General features: G+C 63.1%; 17 protein-coding genes and 1 tRNA gene. 12 read left to right on the forward strand and 6 right to left on the reverse strand.

The genetic code is table 11. From position 1 onward, the window contains the following. The first annotated feature begins 1 nt into the window (after position 1). On the forward strand, positions 2-484 hold the full coding sequence (gene rpsI / locus AC0NID_RS24585; protein ID WP_473452978.1) for a 30S ribosomal protein S9: 483 nt from the start codon (positions 2-4) through the stop codon (positions 482-484). Positions 485-592: 108 nt separating this feature from the next. Here rpsI and AC0NID_RS24590 read toward each other — a convergent pair whose 3' ends face one another. After that, positions 593-1495 carry a LysR family transcriptional regulator gene (locus tag AC0NID_RS24590; protein ID WP_473452977.1) on the reverse strand — a complete coding sequence of 301 codons (903 nt, stop codon included), beginning with the start codon at positions 1493-1495 and terminating at the stop codon, positions 593-595. Between the two features lie 93 nt (positions 1496-1588). Between AC0NID_RS24590 and AC0NID_RS24595 the strand changes: the two genes are divergently transcribed. Then, positions 1589-2461, forward strand: a complete 873-nt coding sequence (locus AC0NID_RS24595; protein WP_473452976.1) for an aldo/keto reductase family oxidoreductase — start codon at positions 1589-1591, stop codon at positions 2459-2461. Positions 2462-2541: 80 nt separating this feature from the next. Here the strand turns inward: AC0NID_RS24595 and AC0NID_RS24600 are convergent, their stop codons facing one another. Next, complete coding sequence (locus AC0NID_RS24600; RefSeq protein ID WP_473452975.1) at positions 2542-3600, reverse strand: glycerophosphodiester phosphodiesterase family protein; 1059 nt, start codon at positions 3598-3600, stop codon at positions 2542-2544. Between the two features lie 333 nt (positions 3601-3933). On the opposite strand from AC0NID_RS24600, the gene speB reads away from it, so the two are divergent. Genes speB through AC0NID_RS24615 form a run of 3 tightly spaced genes read left to right on the forward strand, consistent with a single transcriptional unit; the run spans position 3934 to position 6744 of the window. Then, positions 3934-4941 carry an agmatinase gene (gene speB / locus AC0NID_RS24605; RefSeq protein WP_473452974.1) on the forward strand — a complete coding sequence of 336 codons (1008 nt, stop codon included), beginning with the start codon at positions 3934-3936 and terminating at the stop codon, positions 4939-4941. 30 nt (positions 4942-4971) lie between these two features. Next, positions 4972-5904, forward strand: coding sequence for an N-acetyl-gamma-glutamyl-phosphate reductase (gene argC / locus AC0NID_RS24610; RefSeq protein WP_473452973.1), 933 nt, complete (start codon positions 4972-4974; stop codon positions 5902-5904). Next, a complete protein-coding gene (locus AC0NID_RS24615; RefSeq protein WP_473452972.1) occupies positions 5905-6744 on the forward strand; it encodes an aminoglycoside phosphotransferase family protein in 840 nt (279 codons plus the stop codon). Here the strand turns inward: AC0NID_RS24615 and AC0NID_RS24620 are convergent. After that, on the reverse strand, positions 6734-7822 hold the full coding sequence (locus tag AC0NID_RS24620; protein ID WP_473452971.1) for a COX15/CtaA family protein: 1089 nt from the start codon (positions 7820-7822) through the stop codon (positions 6734-6736). The genes AC0NID_RS24615 and AC0NID_RS24620 overlap by 11 nt on opposite strands. Before the next feature lie 152 nt (positions 7823-7974). Between AC0NID_RS24620 and AC0NID_RS24625 the strand changes: the two genes are divergently transcribed. Next, positions 7975-8193: a DUF2842 domain-containing protein gene (locus AC0NID_RS24625; RefSeq protein ID WP_473452970.1), complete on the forward strand. Its 219-nt coding sequence runs from the start codon at positions 7975-7977 to the stop codon at positions 8191-8193. A gap of 9 nt (positions 8194-8202) precedes the next feature. Here the strand turns inward: AC0NID_RS24625 and AC0NID_RS24630 are convergent, their stop codons facing one another. Continuing rightward, positions 8203-9261, reverse strand: coding sequence for a polysaccharide deacetylase family protein (locus AC0NID_RS24630; protein WP_473452969.1), 1059 nt, complete (start codon positions 9259-9261; stop codon positions 8203-8205). A 90-nt stretch (positions 9262-9351) separates the two neighbouring features. Here AC0NID_RS24630 and AC0NID_RS24635 point away from each other — a divergent pair, with 90 nt between their 5' ends. Continuing rightward, on the forward strand, positions 9352-10578 hold the full coding sequence (locus AC0NID_RS24635) for a GNAT family N-acetyltransferase (protein ID WP_473452968.1): 1227 nt from the start codon (positions 9352-9354) through the stop codon (positions 10576-10578). Between the two features lie 41 nt (positions 10579-10619). On the opposite strand, the gene AC0NID_RS24640 is transcribed toward AC0NID_RS24635, so the two are convergent. After that, positions 10620-12866 (reverse strand): GumC family protein, encoded by a 2247-nt coding sequence (locus AC0NID_RS24640; protein ID WP_473452967.1) that lies wholly within the window; start codon positions 12864-12866, stop codon positions 10620-10622. 360 nt (positions 12867-13226) lie between these two features. On the opposite strand from AC0NID_RS24640, the gene AC0NID_RS24645 reads away from it, so the two are divergent. The 5 genes from AC0NID_RS24645 to AC0NID_RS24665 all read left to right on the forward strand — a co-directional run bounded on the left by AC0NID_RS24645 (position 13227) and on the right by AC0NID_RS24665 (position 17950). After that, positions 13227-13790 carry a polysaccharide biosynthesis/export family protein gene (locus AC0NID_RS24645; RefSeq protein ID WP_473452966.1) on the forward strand — a complete coding sequence of 188 codons (564 nt, stop codon included), beginning with the start codon at positions 13227-13229 and terminating at the stop codon, positions 13788-13790. A gap of 5 nt (positions 13791-13795) precedes the next feature. Beyond that, positions 13796-14926 carry a glycosyltransferase family 4 protein gene (locus AC0NID_RS24650; RefSeq protein ID WP_473452965.1) on the forward strand — a complete coding sequence of 377 codons (1131 nt, stop codon included), beginning with the start codon at positions 13796-13798 and terminating at the stop codon, positions 14924-14926. A gap of 89 nt (positions 14927-15015) precedes the next feature. Further along, positions 15016-16551 (forward strand): undecaprenyl-phosphate glucose phosphotransferase, encoded by a 1536-nt coding sequence (locus AC0NID_RS24655; protein ID WP_473452964.1) that lies wholly within the window; start codon positions 15016-15018, stop codon positions 16549-16551. Continuing rightward, positions 16548-17837: an O-antigen ligase family protein gene (locus AC0NID_RS24660; protein WP_473452963.1), complete on the forward strand. Its 1290-nt coding sequence runs from the start codon at positions 16548-16550 to the stop codon at positions 17835-17837. Before AC0NID_RS24655 ends, AC0NID_RS24660 begins: the two co-directional genes overlap by 4 nt. A 36-nt stretch (positions 17838-17873) precedes the next feature. After that, a tRNA-Pro gene (locus AC0NID_RS24665) sits at positions 17874-17950 on the forward strand. Between the two features lie 674 nt (positions 17951-18624). Here the strand turns inward: AC0NID_RS24665 and AC0NID_RS24670 are convergent. After that, positions 18625-19083: a helix-turn-helix domain-containing protein gene (locus AC0NID_RS24670; protein ID WP_473452962.1), complete on the reverse strand. Its 459-nt coding sequence runs from the start codon at positions 19081-19083 to the stop codon at positions 18625-18627. Positions 19084-19204: the final 121 nt, after the last annotated feature.

Consider the following 19204-nt stretch of genomic DNA (forward strand, 5'->3'; position numbering starts at 1 on the left):
GATGGCTGAGCTTTCCTCGCTCGCAGAACTCGGAACTGCCACCGGCAACACCAACACGCAGCCGGCTGCACCCGTCCATGTCCAGAAGCTCGACAAGTCGGGCCGCGCCTACGCCACCGGCAAGCGAAAGAACGCCATCGCGCGTGTCTGGGTGAAGCCCGGTTCCGGCAAGATCGTCGTCAACGACAAGGTGTTCGCCGAATATTTTGCGCGCCCAGTCCTGCAGATGATCCTCAACCAGCCGATCATCGCCGCCAACCGCGCCGGCCAGTACGACATCGTCGCCACCGTTATCGGCGGCGGCCTTTCCGGCCAGGCCGGTGCCGTGCGCCACGGCATTTCCAAGGCGCTGACCTACTATGAGCCGGAACTGCGTGCCGTGCTCAAGAAGGGCGGCTTCCTGACCCGCGACAGCCGCGTCGTCGAACGCAAGAAGTACGGCAAGGCGAAGGCCCGCCGCTCGTTCCAGTTCTCGAAGCGCTAAGCACCGACAGCGTCAAACATTCGAAAGGCCGCCTCCGGGCGGCCTTTTCTTTTGGTTCAGAGCCGGGTGAGTGATGGCGCCGGGCCCGATTCATGCCGGCGGCAGGCCTCAAGCCCGGCCGTCCTTGATGAAGTCGATGAACGCTCGCAACGGCGCAGGCACGAGGCGCCGGCCGGGATAATAGAGGAACGGTCCCGAGAAGCTCTGCCACCATGGTTCGAGGACGGGTTCGAGCGCACCGCTCTCGAAGCGAGGACGAAGCCAGTCTTCGAACAGGCTGACAATGCCGGTGCCGGCGATGGCTGCATCGACAGCGAGATCGGCCGCTCCGCCCAGGGTCACCAGAAGCGGTCCCGTCGGATCGACCCGCACCACCTCGCCGTCGCGCTCAAACTCCCATGGCGGCATCCCACCGCTGGCGAAGCGGCCGCGCAGGCAGGCGTGACCGAGAAGGTCGCGCGGGTGTTCCGGCCGGCCATGGCGATCCAGGTATGCAGGGCTGGCGGCGGTGGCAAAGCGCTGCACGCGCGGTCCGATCGGCACCGCGATCATGTCCTGCTCCAGCCGCTCGTCGTAGCGGATGCCGGCGTCGCACCCTTCCGCCAGCACATCGACAAAACTCTCCTCGGCGATCACCTCCAGCCGGATGCCGGGATAGGCGGCGAGGAAACGCGGAACGATACCGGGCAGCACCAGCCGCACCGCGCTGACCGGCACGTTGAGGCGCAACGTACCTGCCGGCCGGTCGCGGAAGCCGTTCACCACATCAAGTGCTGCCTCGACTTCGGTCAAGGCTGGGCCGAGCCGGGCCAGCAAGCTCGCGCCCGCTTCGGTTGGAGAGACACTGCGCGTCGTCCGGTTGAACAGCCTGACGCCGAGCTGCGTCTCGAGGCGGCGGACGGCTTCGCTCAGACCCGACGCACTGCCGCCGCTTGCGCGCGCACCCCCGCGAAAACCGCCGGCACGCGCTACCGCCAGGAAGGCGTTGAGATCACCCAGTTCGATACTCACTGTTCGCTATCCTGCACAACCCGTGCAGATAGTAGCGGGTTATCGGGACAGCGGACAGCATCTATTTGTTCCTCATCATTCAGGAGAAAGATCATGTCCAGCATCGACCAATCCGGCACGTTCACTCTCGGCGACCGCACCGTGAAACGACTCGGCTACGGCGCCATGCAGCTCGCGGGGCCTGGTGTCTTCGGCCCGCCCAGGGATCGCGACGCAGCTTTGGCCGTGCTGCGCGAAGCCGTTGCGCGCGGGGTGAACCACATCGACACCAGTGACTTCTACGGCCCGCACGTCACCAATCTGCTCATCCGTGAAGCGCTCGCGCCCTATTCCGACGGCCTCACCATCGTCACCAAGATCGGCGCCCGCCGCGGCGCCGATGGTGCCTGGCTGCCGGCCTTCTCTCCCGAAGAGCTGACCCAGGCGGTGCACGACAATCTTCGTAATCTCGGGCTCGACGTGCTGGACGTAGTCAACCTCAGGATCATATTCGACGTACATCAACCCGCCGAAGGGTCGATCGAAGAACAGCTTGCCGCGCTGGCCGAACTGCAGCAAAAGGGCCTGGTACGCCATATCGGGCTGAGCAACGCCACGTCAGCACAGATCGAAGAGGCGCGACGGATCGCCACGATCGTCTGCGTGCAGAACCAATACAATCTGGCCCACAGAACCGACGATGCCTTGATCGACAAACTCGCCCGCGACGGCGTCGCCTATGTGCCGTTCTTTCCGCTCGGCGGCTTCAACCCGCTGCAGTCGTCGACCTTGTCGAATGTCGCGGTGCGCCTCGGCGCCACGCCCATGCAGGTCGCGCTTGCCTGGCTGCTCCACCGTGCGTCCAACATCCTGCTTATTCCCGGCACCTCGTCTGTCGAGCATCTCAGGGAAAACCTCGCCGCAGCCGAACTCAATCTGCCGGAGGATGCCATCGGGGAACTGACCGGCATGGCGATGGCCGCCTGACTGCGCCACGCGGCTTGATGAGCGAAGGGCCGTCTTCGGACGGTCTTTGGGGCTCGGCTGTCACCCCACCCCGCCTGCGGCTAGTTGATGCTCGCCGTGTTGGCGGGTTCGGCCGGCCGCGCCTCATCAGGATAAGGCGCGCGATAGCCGTTCGCCGCCAGCCAGTCGATGGCCAATTTCGGTTCGTCGGTCTGGATGATTGTGGCGCCTCGCTCGGCCCAGAAGCCGTAGGTCTCGCGCGGCAGACTGGCGAGCACCGCCAGTTCGTCACCGCGACCGCCGGCAATGAAGCCGCCCGGCTTGTTGACGATGGCATAGGTATTAGCCCAGATGTGCCAGTCGCCCCTTATCGCCGCCGCGCGCATGCGGGGGCTGAACAGCGGCCCACCAGTCTCGGTCAGCGTCTCCGCGCCGGCCCGCCAGTTTATCAGTTCGATCGCGGGCGCCGAAAAGGCTCCGCTGACTTTCTCGGCGAAACCGGCGTCGCGCACCGCATCGTCGGCGATGATCGGCATGAACTGGAAGCCGCTGCCGATCGCACTCATGGCGGCCTTGACAGCGGTGATCCTGGCCGGATTCCACAGGTTTTCCTTGACGATCACCTGTTCGGCCATGCCGAGGTCGCGGGCGATCGCAATCATGCCGGCCAGGTTCTCGACGTCGAGTTTGTTGTCGATGTTGACGAGAATCCTGTCCTTGGTCGCCATCAGCATCTCGCGCAGTGTCGAAACCGGCTCATCGGTGACGGCGCCGGTGCCTTCAATCACCAGCCTGCAGGTCTTGAGTTCGGCCAGCGTGCGCTTGACCACCTCGCCCTTGCAATTCGTCGTGCGGTCGAGCCAGCTGTCATGCATGACGACATACTGGCCGTCCTTCGACCGCCTGACATCGACCTCGACGATTTCGGCACCCAGCACGATCGATGCCTCGACGGCAGCGATCGAATTCTCCGCATAGAGCGTCTTGCCGGCCTGCATGCTGCCGGCGCGATGTGCGACCACCATCACATGGTCGCGCCACTGGTTGGCATGCTCGAAACGGTCGAGAATCTGTCTGGCGCGTGTTTCGCCTGCCGATGCATGGCCAAGGGAAACCGTCAGCGCGGCGGAAATCAGAAGGCTCAGCCAGATCGTTCGCATGAGAATCGCTCCGTACCGGATCGACACCCGGTTAAGCGACGCACGTGACAGCCCAGTGAACGAAGCCGGCTTCGTAAAGGCCGGAAAGTCAGATCACCTGGCGCCTGTACCTGTTCCGCTCCCCAGCCAACACCCGGCCCCGGCGATGGGACGGCTGGCTACTTTCGGTTGTATTCGTGCTTATCTGCGCAATTGGCGGGGGTCAGCCACGTGGGCTCGCCCGGCAAGCAAGAATTTGTGACCGGGCTCGAATGGCCATGCTCCTCGGAAGGGGTCGCATTTCTGAGAATTATGTCCAATAAGGTTGCGCGTCGACGCACAGGAGATCGCTTCATGCCGAACAGGAACATCGACCACGCCTTCACCGCCCGCTCCAGGACGGGCGCTTCCTTCGAGCCGACCTATGCCGGCGCGCTGTCGTTCATGCGACGCAAATACACGAAGGACGTGAAGGGCGCGGATGCGGTGGTCTGGGGCATTCCGTTCGACGCCGCGGTCACCAACCGGCCGGGCGCTCGCTTCGGGCCGCAGGCGATTCGCCGCGCCTCGACCATCCTCGACAACGATCCGCAATATCCGTTTTCTCGCGATCTGTTCGAACATCTCGCCGTGGTCGACTATGGCGACTGTCTGCTCGACAGCGGCAATCACCAGAAGACGCCCGGGACAATCGAGCGCGAGGCGGCAAGGATCCTGAAATCAGGCGCCTTCCTGCTGTCGCTCGGCGGCGACCATTTCGTCACCTGGCCGCTGCTCAAGGCGCATGCCGCCATCCATGGGCCGCTGGCCATGGTGCAGTTCGACGCACACCAGGACACCTGGCCGGACGACGGCAAGCGCATCGATCACGGCTCCTTCGTCGGCCGTGCGGTCAAGGAGGGTATTATCGACCCCGACCGTTCGATCCAGATCGGCATCCGCACCCATGCGCCTGACACGTTCGGAATCAAGATCATCTACGGCCACGAAGTCGAGGAAATGCGCGCGTCGGATATCGCCTATGCCATCGTCGACCGCACCGGCGGCAGAAAGACTTATGTTACCTTCGACATCGATTGCCTGGACCCGGCTTTCGCGCCCGGTACCGGCACACCGGTCGCCGGCGGGCCGTCCTCGGCAAGAATCCTGTCGGTGCTGCGCCAGCTTACCCAGATCGACATCGTCGGTGCCGACATCGTCGAGGTTGCACCCGCCTATGATCACGCCGATATAACGGCAATTGCCGGTTCGATGGTGGCCATGCACTATCTGGGACTTCTGGCGGAACGAAAGGCCCGGCTCGAAGAGTTGAACAACGGCAATCACAGTGCTGCCGGAATGAACCAGGCAAGCGGCATATAGATTTGAAATACCAGGGAATTCAGGCAGGCAATGAAACCGAAAATCTTCATCGACGGCGAACACGGCACCACCGGTCTCCAGATCAGGACGCTGCTTGTCGACCGCGGCGACCTGGAGATCATCTCCATTCCGGCCGAGCGCCGCAAGGAAACGGCAGCTAGAGCCGAATTCCTCAACGCCGCCGATATCGCGATCCTGTGCCTGCCGGACGCAGCCGCTAAAGAAAGCGTTTCGCTGATCACCAACGACACCACCAAGGTCATCGACGCCTCGACCGCGCATCGCGTGGCCGAAGGCTGGGAATATGGTTTCGCCGAAATGGACAAGGACCAGGCGAAGGCGATCGCCGAGGCGAAGCGCGTCGCCAATCCGGGCTGCTGGCCGCAAGGTCCGATCGCGACGCTCAGGCCGCTGGTGGCGGCCGGCCTGTTGCCGCCGGATTTTCCGGTCACCGTCAACGGCATTTCTGGCTATTCGGGCGGCGGCCGCCCGATGATCGAGGACTATGTCGCCAAGGGCGAGGATGCGTCGGAATTCCTGCCCTATGGGCTGACGCTGCAGCACAAGCATGTGCCGGAGCTCAGGACCTATGCGAAGCTGTCGCATGATCCAATCATGCAGCCGGCGGTCGGCAATTTCGCGCAAGGCATGATCACGGTGGTGCCCCTGCAGCTCGGCGGCCTCGACTATGTGCCGACCGGCGCCGAGCTCCATGCGGCGATCGCCGACCATTTCGCCGCGATCGAGCGCGGCGTGGTCGAGGTAGCGCCCTATGCGCATCTGGAGCGCGTGCCGGAGATCGATCCCGAGATCTACAACGGCACCAACCGGATGAAGGTCTATGTCTTCGCCAATGACGACACAGCCCAGGCGCTGCTGCTCGCCGTCTACGACAATCTCGGCAAGGGCGCCTCGGGAGCGGCCGTGCAGAACATGGATTTGATGCTCGGCCTCAAGCCCTGAATGGACGCTCCGGCATTTCCAGAACGCTGGAAAGTCAGCGCGCCGGACCTGATTGCCGAGACATTCAGCAGCCGCATCTGGAAGGTTTTTCGCGACGACGGCTCGCCGGCAATCGTCAAGGCGCTCAAACCTTTCAACGACGTCGAAGACGAATTGCGCGGCGAGCATTTTCTCGCCTGGCGGCGCGGCGAAGGAGCAGTGCGCCTGCTCGGCCGCGACGGCCACCGCATGCTGCTCGAATATGCCGGCGAAAGGATGCTGTCGCACGACCTTGCCGAACATGGCGACATCGCCGCGACCGAGATCGCGGCCGAGGTGATGGCAAAATTGTTTTCGCCGTCTGACCACCCTGCCCCATCGGATCTTCAGCCGCTGCGGACACGGTTTTCCAGCCTGTTCAAGAAGGCGAAGGCCGATCGCGACGCCGGCGAAAAGAGCCTCTATGTCGAAGCGGCTGCGACCGCGGAACGGCTGTTGGCCGATCCTGTCGACGTGCTGCCGCTGCATGGCGACCTGCATCACGACAACATCATGCAGGGACCGCGCGGCTGGCTGGCGATCGACCCGAAGGGCGTTCTCGGCGATCCCGGTTTCGATGCGGCGAACATGTTCTACAATCCGCTCGACCGCGACGATCTTTGCCGCGATCCGCGGCGGATTGCCCACATGGCCGAGATCTTCGCCAGCACGCTCGGCCAGACGCCACCAGCCATTCTCGACCACGCCATCGCCTATGGCTGTCTGTCGGCTTCATGGCATCACGAGGATGCCAACGCCGTCGAGGAAAGCCGCGAATTGTCCATCGTCATGGCGATCCGGACGGTGCGGTTCAGTCTCTGACGGCGATCTCGTTAGGCAGCGGATAAGGGCCTCGGCTAGCCCGCCAATGCGCCGCGGCAAAACCCAGCAGGACAAGCGCGAATGCCTGATGCGTCAGCGCCATGTGCAGCGGCACGTGCATCAGCAGCGTGCCGATGCCGATCGCGGCCTGCACCAGCACCAGCAGAAACAGCAACGTCGCGCGGCGTGCATGCGTTGTCTGGGGCAGGCGGCGGTGTGTCGCGATCATGTGCCAAAGTGCGGCGACGAAGATGATGTAGGCGCCGAGCCGGTGGATGAACTGAACCGTCTTCGGGTTCTCGAAAAAGTTGCGCCATGCCGGCTCTAGGATCATCAGATCGCCGGGGATGAGCTTGCCGTCCATCAGCGGCCAGGTGTTGTAGCTCAGGCCGGCATCGAGGCCGGCGACCAGCCCGCCGAGATAGATCTGGATCAGCGCCAGCAACACCAGGAAGCCGGCCAGACGCTGCGTCGAGCGGTCGGCGGCGGGCTCGGAATGGGGGGCGAGCCCTCGCGCGACCACCATGGTCGCGGTGAAGATCAGCGCGGCCAGCGTCAGATGCGTCGCCAGCCGGTACTGGCTGACGGAGACCCGGTCGACCAGCCCCGAGGCGACCATCCACCAGCCGATCGCGCCCTGCAGGCCGCCGAGAACGAGGATACCCGCCAGCTTTGGGCCGAGCCCGCGTTCGATGCGGCGCGTCGCCCAGAAAAACACCAACGGCAAGGCAAAAACCACGCCAATACCGCGCGCCAGGACCCGGTGCGCCCATTCCCACCAGAAGATCGACTTGAACGCTCCGATGCTCATGCCCTTGTTGAGTTCGGCATATTGCGGGATCTGCTGGTAGCGCTGGAACTCCTCCTGCCATTCGGCGTCGTTGAGCGGTGGAACGATACCGTGGATCGGCTTCCATTCGGTGATCGACAGGCCGGACTCGGTGAGCCTGGTGGCACCGCCGACCAGCACCAGCGCAACCAGCACCAGAAGCACGACGTAGAGCCAGCCGCGCACCAGAGCCCGGTTGTGCAGGTCGCGGTCGCGGGCCAGATAAGGCGCAGCGGATATGGCAGCCATGGATTCGTCCCGGCAGGTTGGTGTGGCGGATTGGTGGACCATCGCAACTCGACTGGCAAGACCGGACAGCGCGGCACGCCGTCGCGCCGGATCTGGCGGGTTGCGTGCCTCTTCCGTTGGGCCTAAGCGGTAGGAATCAACGAGATCGCGAAATGCCCATTCGCCTGAAGAAACTGATCGGAACGTTCCTGCTGGTGGCGCTGGTCATCGTCTATGCGCTGGTCGCATCGATTGTGGCGGTTGCGCAACTGGCGGAATCGGGACCTTGGACGCATTTCCTGTTCTTCCTGCTCAGCGGCATTCTCTGGGTGCTGCCGGCCATGGGCATCATCAAATGGCTGATCCTGGAGCCTCCGCGGCCGAAGGACTGAGGTCCGCCTTCAAATGGTGACGACCATCTTGCCGGCGTTGACCAGCGGCGTCGTCACACCCGACAGCATCGTGCGAATATAGGCAACGCTCTGATAGCGGCCATTGACCGAAATGCGCGGCAGCGCATGCATGAAGCCGGCGTGTTCGGCGCGCAGCACGCCGTGGCGCGTCGTCACCGCCGAGGCATAGCCGGCGTCGCGGGCAAAGCCGACTTCGCGGCCGCCAACGGCGCTGGCATAGCCATAGGGATAGGCGAAATGGCGGGGCTTATGGCCGAGTTCCGCCTGCAATATGCGCCTGACGTCGTCGACCTCATGACGTGCATCGGCTTCGGGAAGCCGCTTCAGATTGCGATGGTTTACCGTATGGGCGCCGATCGTCACCAGCGGATGCCCGGCGATAGTGCGGATCTCGTCCCAGTTCATCAGCGTGCTCCGGCGCGGCGCGTCCAACTCGATGCCGTTCGACTGCGCCAGTTCACGCAGAGCCGCGCGCTGGTCTTCCTCGCGGACCTCCAGCGTCAGATAGGTCTGCAGGCGCGCAATGGCCTGGAGTTTCTTGCCCGGGGTCGAGCAGTCGATCTTCCTGCGGCCTTGCGGTGTCGGCAGGGTCAATTGATCGCGTGCGTTGACGATGTCCTCGACCGCCTCCCACCAGAGATCGGCGGCGCCGTTTATCAGCCCCGGTGCGACATAGATGGTGACCGGCGCGCCGTGCTTTTCCAGCACCGGCAGCGCTTCGGTCATGTTGTCGCGGTATGCGTCGTCGGCGGTGATCGCCGCGAACTGGCCGCCCTTGCCGCCGGCCTTGATGCGTTCGATCGCCTCGTCCAGCGTGACGAATGCATAGCCGTTCACCTTCATGTCGGCGATCACAGCGTCCAGGAACTCAGGCGCGATGTTGAGATGCCGGTTGACGCTATCAGGCTTTTCCGGGTTGGCGGTGACCCGGTGCAGCATCAGGATGGCGCCGATGCCGCCGACAAACGGCTTTGCCAGCGGGGCAAGGCCGGTATAGCGGACGACATTGAGCGCCAGTTTCCGGATTGCCTCGCCCCCGTCGATCATTCATTCACCTTTTGCGCCTAGGCTCATTCGAGCACGGAATGCGCCTGCGCGAGCCCCCGTCGCGGTGAATACGCCCTAAAGGATTGAGGTATGGTTGACGCCATCGCGTCATTTGACGGCAATCAGCTCGAAGCAATGGAGGTTCCGCGCGCGTTGCCTGCGGGTCATGCGGGCCTGTCGATCTCGATCGCCGATAGCCTAGCATTCGCGGATTATGCCGAGTTCTGCCGTTCGGCGCTGTTCGCGCCCGCGCAGAGCCCGGCCTGGATCCTGAACTGGGGCAAATATGCCGAATCGGACGCCGTTTTGGCGACACTGAACGCCGAAGGCCGAAAGGTTTTTTCGCTGGCGCTGGAAGTCACCCGCAGCGGCCCGTTCCGCGTCGCCCGTTTCATGGGCGGCCGCCATGCCAACGGCAATTTCGCCGCCGCCGACCCGTATTGGCTGACCAAAGCGGATGGTGCGGCAATCTGCTCGACCCTGGCGGCGATCGCCAAGGCGCGGCCGGACATCGACCTCGTCGCACTGGAACGGCTGCTGCCCGAGCTCGACGGGATCGCCAATCCGCTTGCCTCACTTCCGCATTTTCCGAGCCCCAATCTGTCGCTGGCCGTCGACTTGGCGGGAGGTTTCGATGCGCTGCTGTCACGCGCGAGCGGCAAGCGCAAGCGCAAGAAGCACCGCTCGCAGATGCGCAAGTTCGAGGCCGTCGGCAGCCACCGCCGCATCGAGGCCCGCACGGCGGACGAAGTGAACCGACTGCTCGACGCGTTTTTCGAGATGAAGGAATCCCGCTTCCGCAAGATGGGCATCGCCAATGTCTTCGGCGAGCCGGAGGTTCGTGCTTTCTTCCGCGCGTTGTTCGTCGAAGCGCTTTCCGACGACAAGCCGCCCTTCGTGCTGCATGGGCTTGAGGTCGCCGGCAAGCTTCGCGCCGTCACCGGATCGAGCCGCTCCGGCAAGCGTCTGATCTGCGAGTTCGGGGCGATCGCCGAGGACGACCTGACCCATACCAGCCCCGGCGACTTCCTGTTCTTCGACAACATCCAGGAGGCCTGCGACAAGGGGTTCGACGTCTACGATTTCTCGGTCGGCGACGAACCTTACAAACGGCTGTGGTGCGATATCGAGACCCGGCATTTGGAGGTCCTTGTTCCGCTGACGATGAAGGGCCGCGCGCTGGCGCTTGTCCTGCGCCAAGGAGCGGGCCTGAAAGCCTTCATCAAGAACAGCCCGACGATCTGGAAGCTGACCAAGACGCTGCGCCGCAAGACGGCAGGACAGGCAGCACCTGCCGCGGGTCAAGACGACAGCTGACAGTTGCCGCGATTCCGGGGCCTCAGGGCTATCGAGCCACCTCAGGCGGCGGAGCGCCGTCCGGGTACCGGCGTTCCTGGCGTCTCATGGCCGGCCGGCGTCACCAGCGTCAGGTCGGGATAGCCGCTCTCGATAAGCTCGATCGCGGCTTGCGTCACCTCGTCGTCCGGCTCCAGCATCGACAGGAAGACCTCGGTGCCCTCGCCCACCAGGCGGCTGATGCCTTGCGCGTCGGTGGGTCCGCACTCGACCACGACCAGATCGTAGGCGGTGGTCAACGACTGCATGATGATCGGCAGCCGGTCGGCGGCGCGCATGGCGCGGACCGGATCGGCGGTGCCGACGGGAATGACGTGGCAATCCGAATAGAGATCGGGATGGATCACGTCGCTGAACACCGCTTCGGAGGCGAGCAGATTGGTGATGCCCGGGAAGAGCCGGCTGTCGAGCATCGGCCGCGAGGCAGCGCCGGAGGCGGTAAGATCGAGCAACAGCACGCGCAGGCCGGCGTCGGAGACCTCGCGGGCCACCAGAACCGCCGAGGCGGCCGCCTCGTCGCCTTCCGGCGAGACGAATATGGCGCGTGCAGCGCCATTGGCGATCAATTTTTCAGCGGCGTTCTCGATGTCGATCTCGCCCAAGGTCGCACGCGCCGGTTCCGGCTCGGCGACCTCATGCTCTTCGGTCGGCTCTTGGGGGGTCGGCTCTTCGGAGGCCGGCTCTTCGGGTGTTGCGACCATATCGGGCGCCGCTGCAGTATAGCGCATCGTGGCGGTATAGGGCTTCGCGTCTGCTTCTGGCTGACGCTCCTCCGTCTCCTGGAGGACGGCGGGTTCCTGGCGGACGACCGGCATCGCGACCTGTTCGATCCGCTCGAAACGCGCGCCGGCGGCCGGCCGCATGGCACGACCCGAAAACAGCTCTTGCAGAAGCGTCACGATCGCCATGAGCAGCAACGAGCCGACGAAGGCCGCACCGGTGATCGGCAGGATCTTCGGAAAATAGGGCTCGGACGGCGCCACCGCGCGGGAAAAGACACGGGCGTCGACCGGCAGATAGTTGCTGTCCTTGCGCGAAGACGCTTCGCGGTAGCGGGTCAGGTAGGATTCGAGCAGCTGGCGCTGGGCGGTCGCTTCGCGCTGCAGCGCGTCCAGTTCGACCTGCTGGTCGCCGGCGCGCGCCGATGCGGCCTTCAGCGTGTTGACGTCGGCGATAAGCTGGCTTTCGCGGGCCTGGGCGGTCTGCGCCTGCGTCATCAGCCCCTTCATGATCTTCTCCGCCTCGTTGCGGATCTGGCGGTCGAGATCGGCAAGCTGCGACTTCAGCGCCCGGATGCGCGGATGGTTGTCGAGCAAGGAGGTCGAAAGATCGGCGATGTTGGTGTTGAGCTCGACCTGCCGCTCGCGCAGGCGCTGGATGAGTTCGGAAGACAGCACTTCCGGGACCGCATCCAGCGAGCCGCCATTCCGCAGCGCCCTACGCACGCTGTCGGCAGTCGCTTCCGCCGAGGCGCGATTGGCGCGCACCCGCGACAGTTCGCTCGACAGTTCGGAAAGCTGTTGCGTGGCGAGCACCGAATTGTTGCCGCCCATCAAGAGATCGGACTGGGCGCGGTAACTTGCCACCTTGGCCTCGGCATCCTTCACCCGCTTCGAAAGGTCGGCGATCTCAGGCGCCAGCCAGTCGGTTGCGGCGGAATTCGATTCGATCTTGGCATTGCCCTGGACGGAGATGTAGGCGTCGGCGATGGCGTTCGGAATTTCAGCTGCGAGCCTGGGGTTCTCCGAGGAGAATTCGATGACGATAACGCGAGACTTTTCAACGCGGTAGACGTTGAGCTTCTCGCGCATCGTTTTCAGCACGCGTTCTTCCGGCGGAATCTCGTTGGGGTCGCTTTTCAGACCGGCGATGACAAGCAGACGGCTCATCACCGGCATGTCAGCCGTCTCGTCGAACTCGGCAAGCCGCGACAGATCGAGCTTCTGGGCCACCTGCTTGAGGATGTCGGTCGAGGAAATGACCTCGACCTGACTGGTCACGCCTTCCTCGTCCAGAATCGGCTTGTCGTTGTCGTTGGTGCCGCCGGGGCGCGTGTAAACCGATTCACGCGTTTCGATCAAAAGCCGCGTTTCGGCCTTGTAATGCGGCGTGGCGAGCCAGGCGAGCGCCAACGCCAGGCCGGTTACAACCAGCGCGACGAGAAGAATGCGAAGCCAACTCCTCGCAAGGCTTGCGAAGAGCTGCCTGAGATCGACGTCGACATCTGCGGCCGCGGATTGAACGGACATACATCCTGCTCCGGTACTTAAAGCGCGTCGCTTTTGAACAGATTCATGCGACACGCTTTAAGTTCTTGTTTTCCTGCATGTCGCTGTCCCAAAACCGCTACGCACTTTTGGGCGACATGCAGTGGTCAGGACGGACCGTAAACAACTATGGTAACTCAGCCGTTAATATCGCGGTAAGCATCCGTTAGGGTTTATTCGCAAGCGGCAACAAAGCATCGGAACCGGCCGTCTTTCGTCCGTTACCGCCACTTCGGCAGGGCGCCTTTACCGGCCATTAACCCTAACGGGATGATAACGGGCCTCGATCCCTCAGCATTTGCCGCGGTGTAACGGCGGCCAGTCGAAGGTACGTGTTCGGTCATGAAAAGCACTGCTTCCCTCTTCCGCGCACTGCTCGCCGTGTCGTTGCTTGCCGGCTGCTCCAGCTACCGGCCGGCGCCGGCAGCTTTTCATAAAACGCTCGACCAGCCCTATCGCCTCGGCGCCGGCGATCGGGTCCGCATCACTGTGTTCGAGCAGGAAGGATTGACCAACATCTACAGCGTCGACCAGTCCGGCTACCTGTCCATCCCGCTCGTCGGCGCCGTGCCGGCGCGCGGCCACACCGCCCAGCAGCTCGAAGGCGAGATCGCCGACAAATTGCGCCAGGGTTACCTGCGCGATCCGGACGTCTCGGTCGAGATCGACCGGTACCGGCCGATCTTCATCATGGGCGAAGTCGGTGCCGCGGGCCAATACTCCTATGTTCCAGGCCTGACCGTGCAAAAGGCGATTGCCATCGCTGGCGGGTTCAGCCCGCGCGCCAACCAGGAAAGCGTCGACATCACCCGCGACATCAACGGCAAGGTCATGACCGGTCGCGTGCCCACCTCCGACCCGCTTCTGCCCGGCGATACGATCTACGTCCGCGAACGCCTGTTCTAGACCACGTGGCGGACACACTAAGGATCGTCCACTGCTTTCGCTCACCTGTCGGAGGGATTTTTCGTCACGTGCGCGACCTGACCGAGGCGCAGGTCGCCGCTGGGCATTCGGTCGGCATTGTCTGCGATTCGACGACTGGCGGCGACTTCGAGGAACATCTGTTCGGACAGATGAAAGGCAGAATGGCGCTCGGCATCCATCGCACGCCGATGCAGCGCCATGTCGGGCCGGGTGATCTCGCCTCGGCCTGGCGCACTTTTGGGATCATCAAGGAATTGCGGCCGGACGTGCTCCACGGGCACGGCGCCAAGGGTGGCGCCTATGCCCGCCTGTTCGGCTCATTGTTGCGGGTATCAAGGTCTCGCGTAGCCCGCCTTTATTCGCCTCATGGCGGCTCTCTCCACTATGACGAGACCACCGCCATGGGGAAGCTGTTCTTCGCGCTCGAACGGTTCATGGGGCGTTTCACCGATTATCTTCTGTTTGTCTCCGATTATGAAAGGCAGACATATCGCAGGAAGGTCGGCGAACCGCCCATCCCCAACAACCTTGTCTACAACGGCCTGCGCGCCGCCGAATTCGAGCCGGTGCGGGTCGAGCGGAATGCGGCCGATGTCCTCTATATCGGCATGATGCGCGACCTCAAGGGGCCGGACATCTTCATCGATGCGCTGGTTCTTGCCGGAACGCGGCTTGGCCGCCCGTTGAAAGCGGTGATGGTCGGCGACGGCGACGACCTGCCGCGCTACCATGCACAGGTGAAGCGGCTCGGGCTCGAAGGTCATATGCGCTTCCTGCCGCCGATGCCGGCGCGCGAAGCCTTCGCGCTGGCCGAGTTGGTCGTCGTCCCCTCGCGCGCGGAAGCCATGCCCTACATCGTGCTGGAGACGCTCGCCGCCGGCAAATCGATGATCGCCACCGCCGTCGGCGGCATACCGGAAATCCTGGGCACCGGTTCTCCGGCGCTGATCCGGCCCAATCCGCGCGAACTCGGCGACAAGATGAGTACGGCGCTGGCCGACCTCACGGCCTACGGTAAATTGATGCCCGACACCACCGACCTCAAGGCGCGATTCGGCGCCGAGGTGATGGCCGGCGCGATCGAGACGGCCTATTTCGCAGCACTCAAGCGCTAAACCCAAAGCCGCTCCAAAGCCACCTGTTGTTTCAAGGGTTCCTTAGCTCTCTTTTGCTACTCACCTGAGGGAAGCTTTGCGGATACATCATGAACGAGATCGACCCCGCTCGCCGCTTTTCGATAGAGGCGGTGCGCAAATTCGACGGTTCTGCCGAGGACCCGACGTCCGGCGGCATGAATGACGTCGCCCGTCAGGTCGCGACGCAGTACCGGCGCGATACCATGTCACCGATCATGGTCAGCGGCGTCTTGCGCATGGTCGAGTTCGCACTGCTGTTCCTGTCCGGTCTCAGCCTCTATTTCCATTATGTCGGCTTCTTCAACCATCTCGCCTGGCAATATCCGCTGACGATCGCCGCCGCCTCGTTCCTCGCCGTGGTGCTGTTCGACGTCACCGACTGCTACCAGATCGTCTCACTGATGCGGCCGATCGCCAATTTCGGCCGTCTCCTGCTGGTCTGGGCCGGCACCTTTGCCTTGATGGCGCTTACGGCATTCATCATGAAGATGTCGGAGGATTACTCGCGCCTGCTTTTCGGCACCTGGTTCGTCGTCGGTTTCGTGCTGATCTTCGGTCTCAGGCTCATGATGTCCAAGCTGATCCGGCGCTGGGCGCGCGACGGGCGCATGGAACGTCGCGCCGTCATCGTCGGCGGCGGCACGGCGGCGGAAGTCCTGATCCGCTCCGTCGAAAAGCAGCCCTACAACGACATCCGCATCTGCGGCATCTTCGACGACCGCGGCGACAAGCGCTCGCCACCCATCGTCGCCGGCTATCCGAAGCTCGGCACCGTTTCCGAGCTCATCGAGTTCGCCCGCATCGCACGCATCGACATGCTGATCGTGTCGCTGCCGCTGACCGCCGAATCGCGCGTCCTGCAGCTTTTGAAGAAGCTGTGGGTGCTGCCGGTCGATATCCGGCTCTCGGCGCATTCGAACGCGCTGCAGTTCCGGCCGCGCTCCTATTCGTACATCGGCTCCGTGCCGATGCTCGACATCTTCGACAAGCCGATCAACGACTGGGATTCGGTCGCCAAGCGCGCCTTCGACATCGTCTTCTCGATCATCGGCATCATCGTCTTCTCGCCGGTCATGCTGGTGACCGCGATCGCCATCAAGCTCGACAGCAAGGGACCGGTGCTGTTCCGCCAGAAGCGGCACGGCTTCAACAACGAGATCATCGAGGTCTACAAGTTCCGTTCGATGTATACGGACAAGGCGGACCCGACAGCCAAGCAGACGGTGACCAAGAACGACCCGCGCGTCACCCGCGTCGGCCGCTTCATCCGCAAGACCTCGATCGACGAGCTGCCGCAGTTCTTCAATTCGCTTTTCGGTTCGCTGTCGCTGGTCGGCCCGCGTCCGCACGCCATTGCCGCCCAGTCGCACAACCTCCTCTACAATGAGGTGGTCGACGGCTATTTCGCGCGCCACAAGGTCAAGCCCGGCGTCACCGGCTGGGCGCAAATCAATGGCTGGCGCGGCGAAATGGACACCAACGAAAAAATCCGCATGAGAACGGAATACGACCTCTACTATATCGAGAACTGGTCGCTGCTGTTCGACCTGAGGATCCTGTTCCTGACACCGGTCCGGCTGCTCAACACGGAAAATGCCTATTGAGCGCCGTCACACGCGAACTGCCGCCGGCCGCGATCAACGCCAAGCTGATCGCGCTGATTGCGTCGGGCGCGGTTTTCCTCGGCGTCTTCCTGTCCGGCTTCGTCATCGACGAGCCGGCGCCGTACGACCTCTACATGGCCGGGCTGATGGCGGTGTGGACCTTGTTCGGCCTGCGCATATCGCGCGCCGCAGCGCCGCTGCTGGTGCTGCTGGTGATCATGAATATCGGCGGCATGATCGCGATGACCCAGATGTCGGATATTGCCAGCACCCCGCTCTATCTCTCCGTGTCGCTGTTCCTTGCCTTCACCGCGGTGTTCTTCGCCTCGGTGACATCAGTCCAGCCCAGTCTCTACCGGCTTATCTTCCTGGCCTATGTGATGTCGGCGGTGCTGACCTCGCTGCTCGGCATAGCAGGCTATTTCCATGCCTTCCCGGGGGCGGAGATCTTCACCAAATACGACCGCGCCGCCGGCGCCTTCCAGGATCCGAACGTGTTTGGGCCGTTCCTAGTGCTGCCCGGCATCTACCTGCTCTATCTCCTGCTGACAGGCCCCGTCTCACGCATGCCCTTGCTGGCGGTGCCGCTGCTGATCATCGCGGCCGGCATTTTCTTCTCCTTCTCACGCGGTGCCTGGGGCATGTTCGGCGTTGCGGCGATCCTGCTCACTGGCGCCCTGTTCCTGCAGAGCGCCAGCGGCAAGTTCCGGCTGCGTGTCGTCGTCATGATCGTTGCCGCCATCTCGCTTCTGGTCATCGCGATGCTCGTAATCCTGCAGCTGCCGGGCGTCTCGGAGATGTTTTCCAGCCGCGCCCAGCTGGAGCAGAGCTATGACACGGCCCGCCTCGGCCGTTTCGCCCGCTATACGATCGGTTTCCAAATGGCGCTGGAGCATCCGCTCGGCATCGGTCCGCTCGTCTTCGGCACGATCTTCGGCGAGGACACGCACGACATCTGGCTGAAAATGCTGATGGACTATGGCTGGCTCGGCTTCGTGTCGTTCCTGACGCTGACCTGCTGGACGATTTCAGCCGGTTTCCGCATTCTGCTGCGCGACAGGCCGTGGCAGCCCTATCTTCTGTGCGCCTATGTCGCCTTCATCGGCAATATCGGATTGGGCACCTTCATCGACATCGACCACTGGCGCCACGTCTATCTGCTGCTCGGACTGATCTGGGGCGCCATCGCGCTCGAATACCGCCATCAGCGGCAGTTGCGGCCGGCGGCGCAGCCCACGCCGGCGGCCGCAATTCCATCTGGCAGAAAAGCCGCCGAATTCGGTTGACCGGAACCGGGTTATCACGATACATCGCGACCGGTCCGGAGTGTAGCGCAGCCCGGTAGCGCACTTGACTGGGGGTCAAGGGGTCGTCGGTTCGAATCCGGCCACTCCGACCATTAAGCCCTTGAAGTCCAAGGCTTATTGAAATCCGGGGAACTGGGGACGCGCAAGAACTGGAAATTGGGCCTTTCAGGGCCTCTTCCTTGTCCGGCCGCCATGGCCTTTTGGGGCCGTGCCCTCCAGCCGATCAGCTCGCGTCAAGCCCAGCATCAGCTCAGTCTTTTTGATACAACGCCGATGGATACCACACACCAAAGGGGGATCAAATGTGGGCGGTCCATCGAAACCGGCATCGAATGTAGCCGGCAAATACTCCCATGAGCATGCATGACGTATGTCAGGACTGAGGTATCTTTAGGCGCGGGAGTGTCTAACTTTCGCTTGACCGGCGCTGCCAGGCATCCCCTACACTTGCTGCGCCGGTCACCCTTGTTCTTGTTTCCCAAGGGCTTCCTGGGCGTGGAGGACACGGACGCGCTGCAGTCAAGGAATCGGAGCTCAAGCCGCGCGGTTTCGAACCCAGCCATTTGATGCCGCATGGTTCTTCGCCGTTCATTTGCTGTCGGCACCAGTTTACCTGGGACGCAACCCCACCGACCATGATGCGGCAGGCCGCCCCCCTTCTCGAAGGCGGCCGCCGCCGTTGGACGGCCACAAAACGGCCATCAGATCCGGGGATCGAGAGCTCGCCGGTTCGAATTCGGCCGCTCCGACCCCACTGGTGTTGCTGCTATGAGATGGGTCGATTTTCCGCGGGTTGTGCAAGCACGGCTGTATCGATCAGCGCGTTTTCCGGCAGTCGAAGCGCAGACGCTATTCGTCGAAGCTTCGACGGGTCGGCATTCCTGCCGTTTTCGATGTCCGCGATCTCATCGATCGCCAGGCCGCACGTCAGAGATAGCTCTTCCATGCTGTATCCCCTGGTTTCCCGGATGGCTCTGAGGGCGCTGTGATCAGGTGCGGCTTCGATTGCCGCCAGTTCGGAGAAGGGTTCTTTTTTTGCTATGTGGGGCATTGGCAACTCCATGGGCTGAAAGAGTTTGATCAAATAATGATGTTGCCTGGGACGGATGCGAGAATGCCCGGACATTAACGATTTGCCAAGCACCAAAAAAACCGTCACGGCATCGTGATACCGACCGGCGCAGCCCCCGGCATAGGCCGCAGCGACGCCGACGCGGGATGCCATTCCGAGCAGGTTCTTTTGACTGGTCGATCGCCGACTCGTTCGACGGCTCCGAGCCGCTCGCCTGTCAAGCGACTGTCCCTCGCCACCAGCCCGTTTCGAGAGATCGGATCAGCGGCGGGAA

This window comes from Mesorhizobium sp. WSM4821, assembly GCF_055901555.1.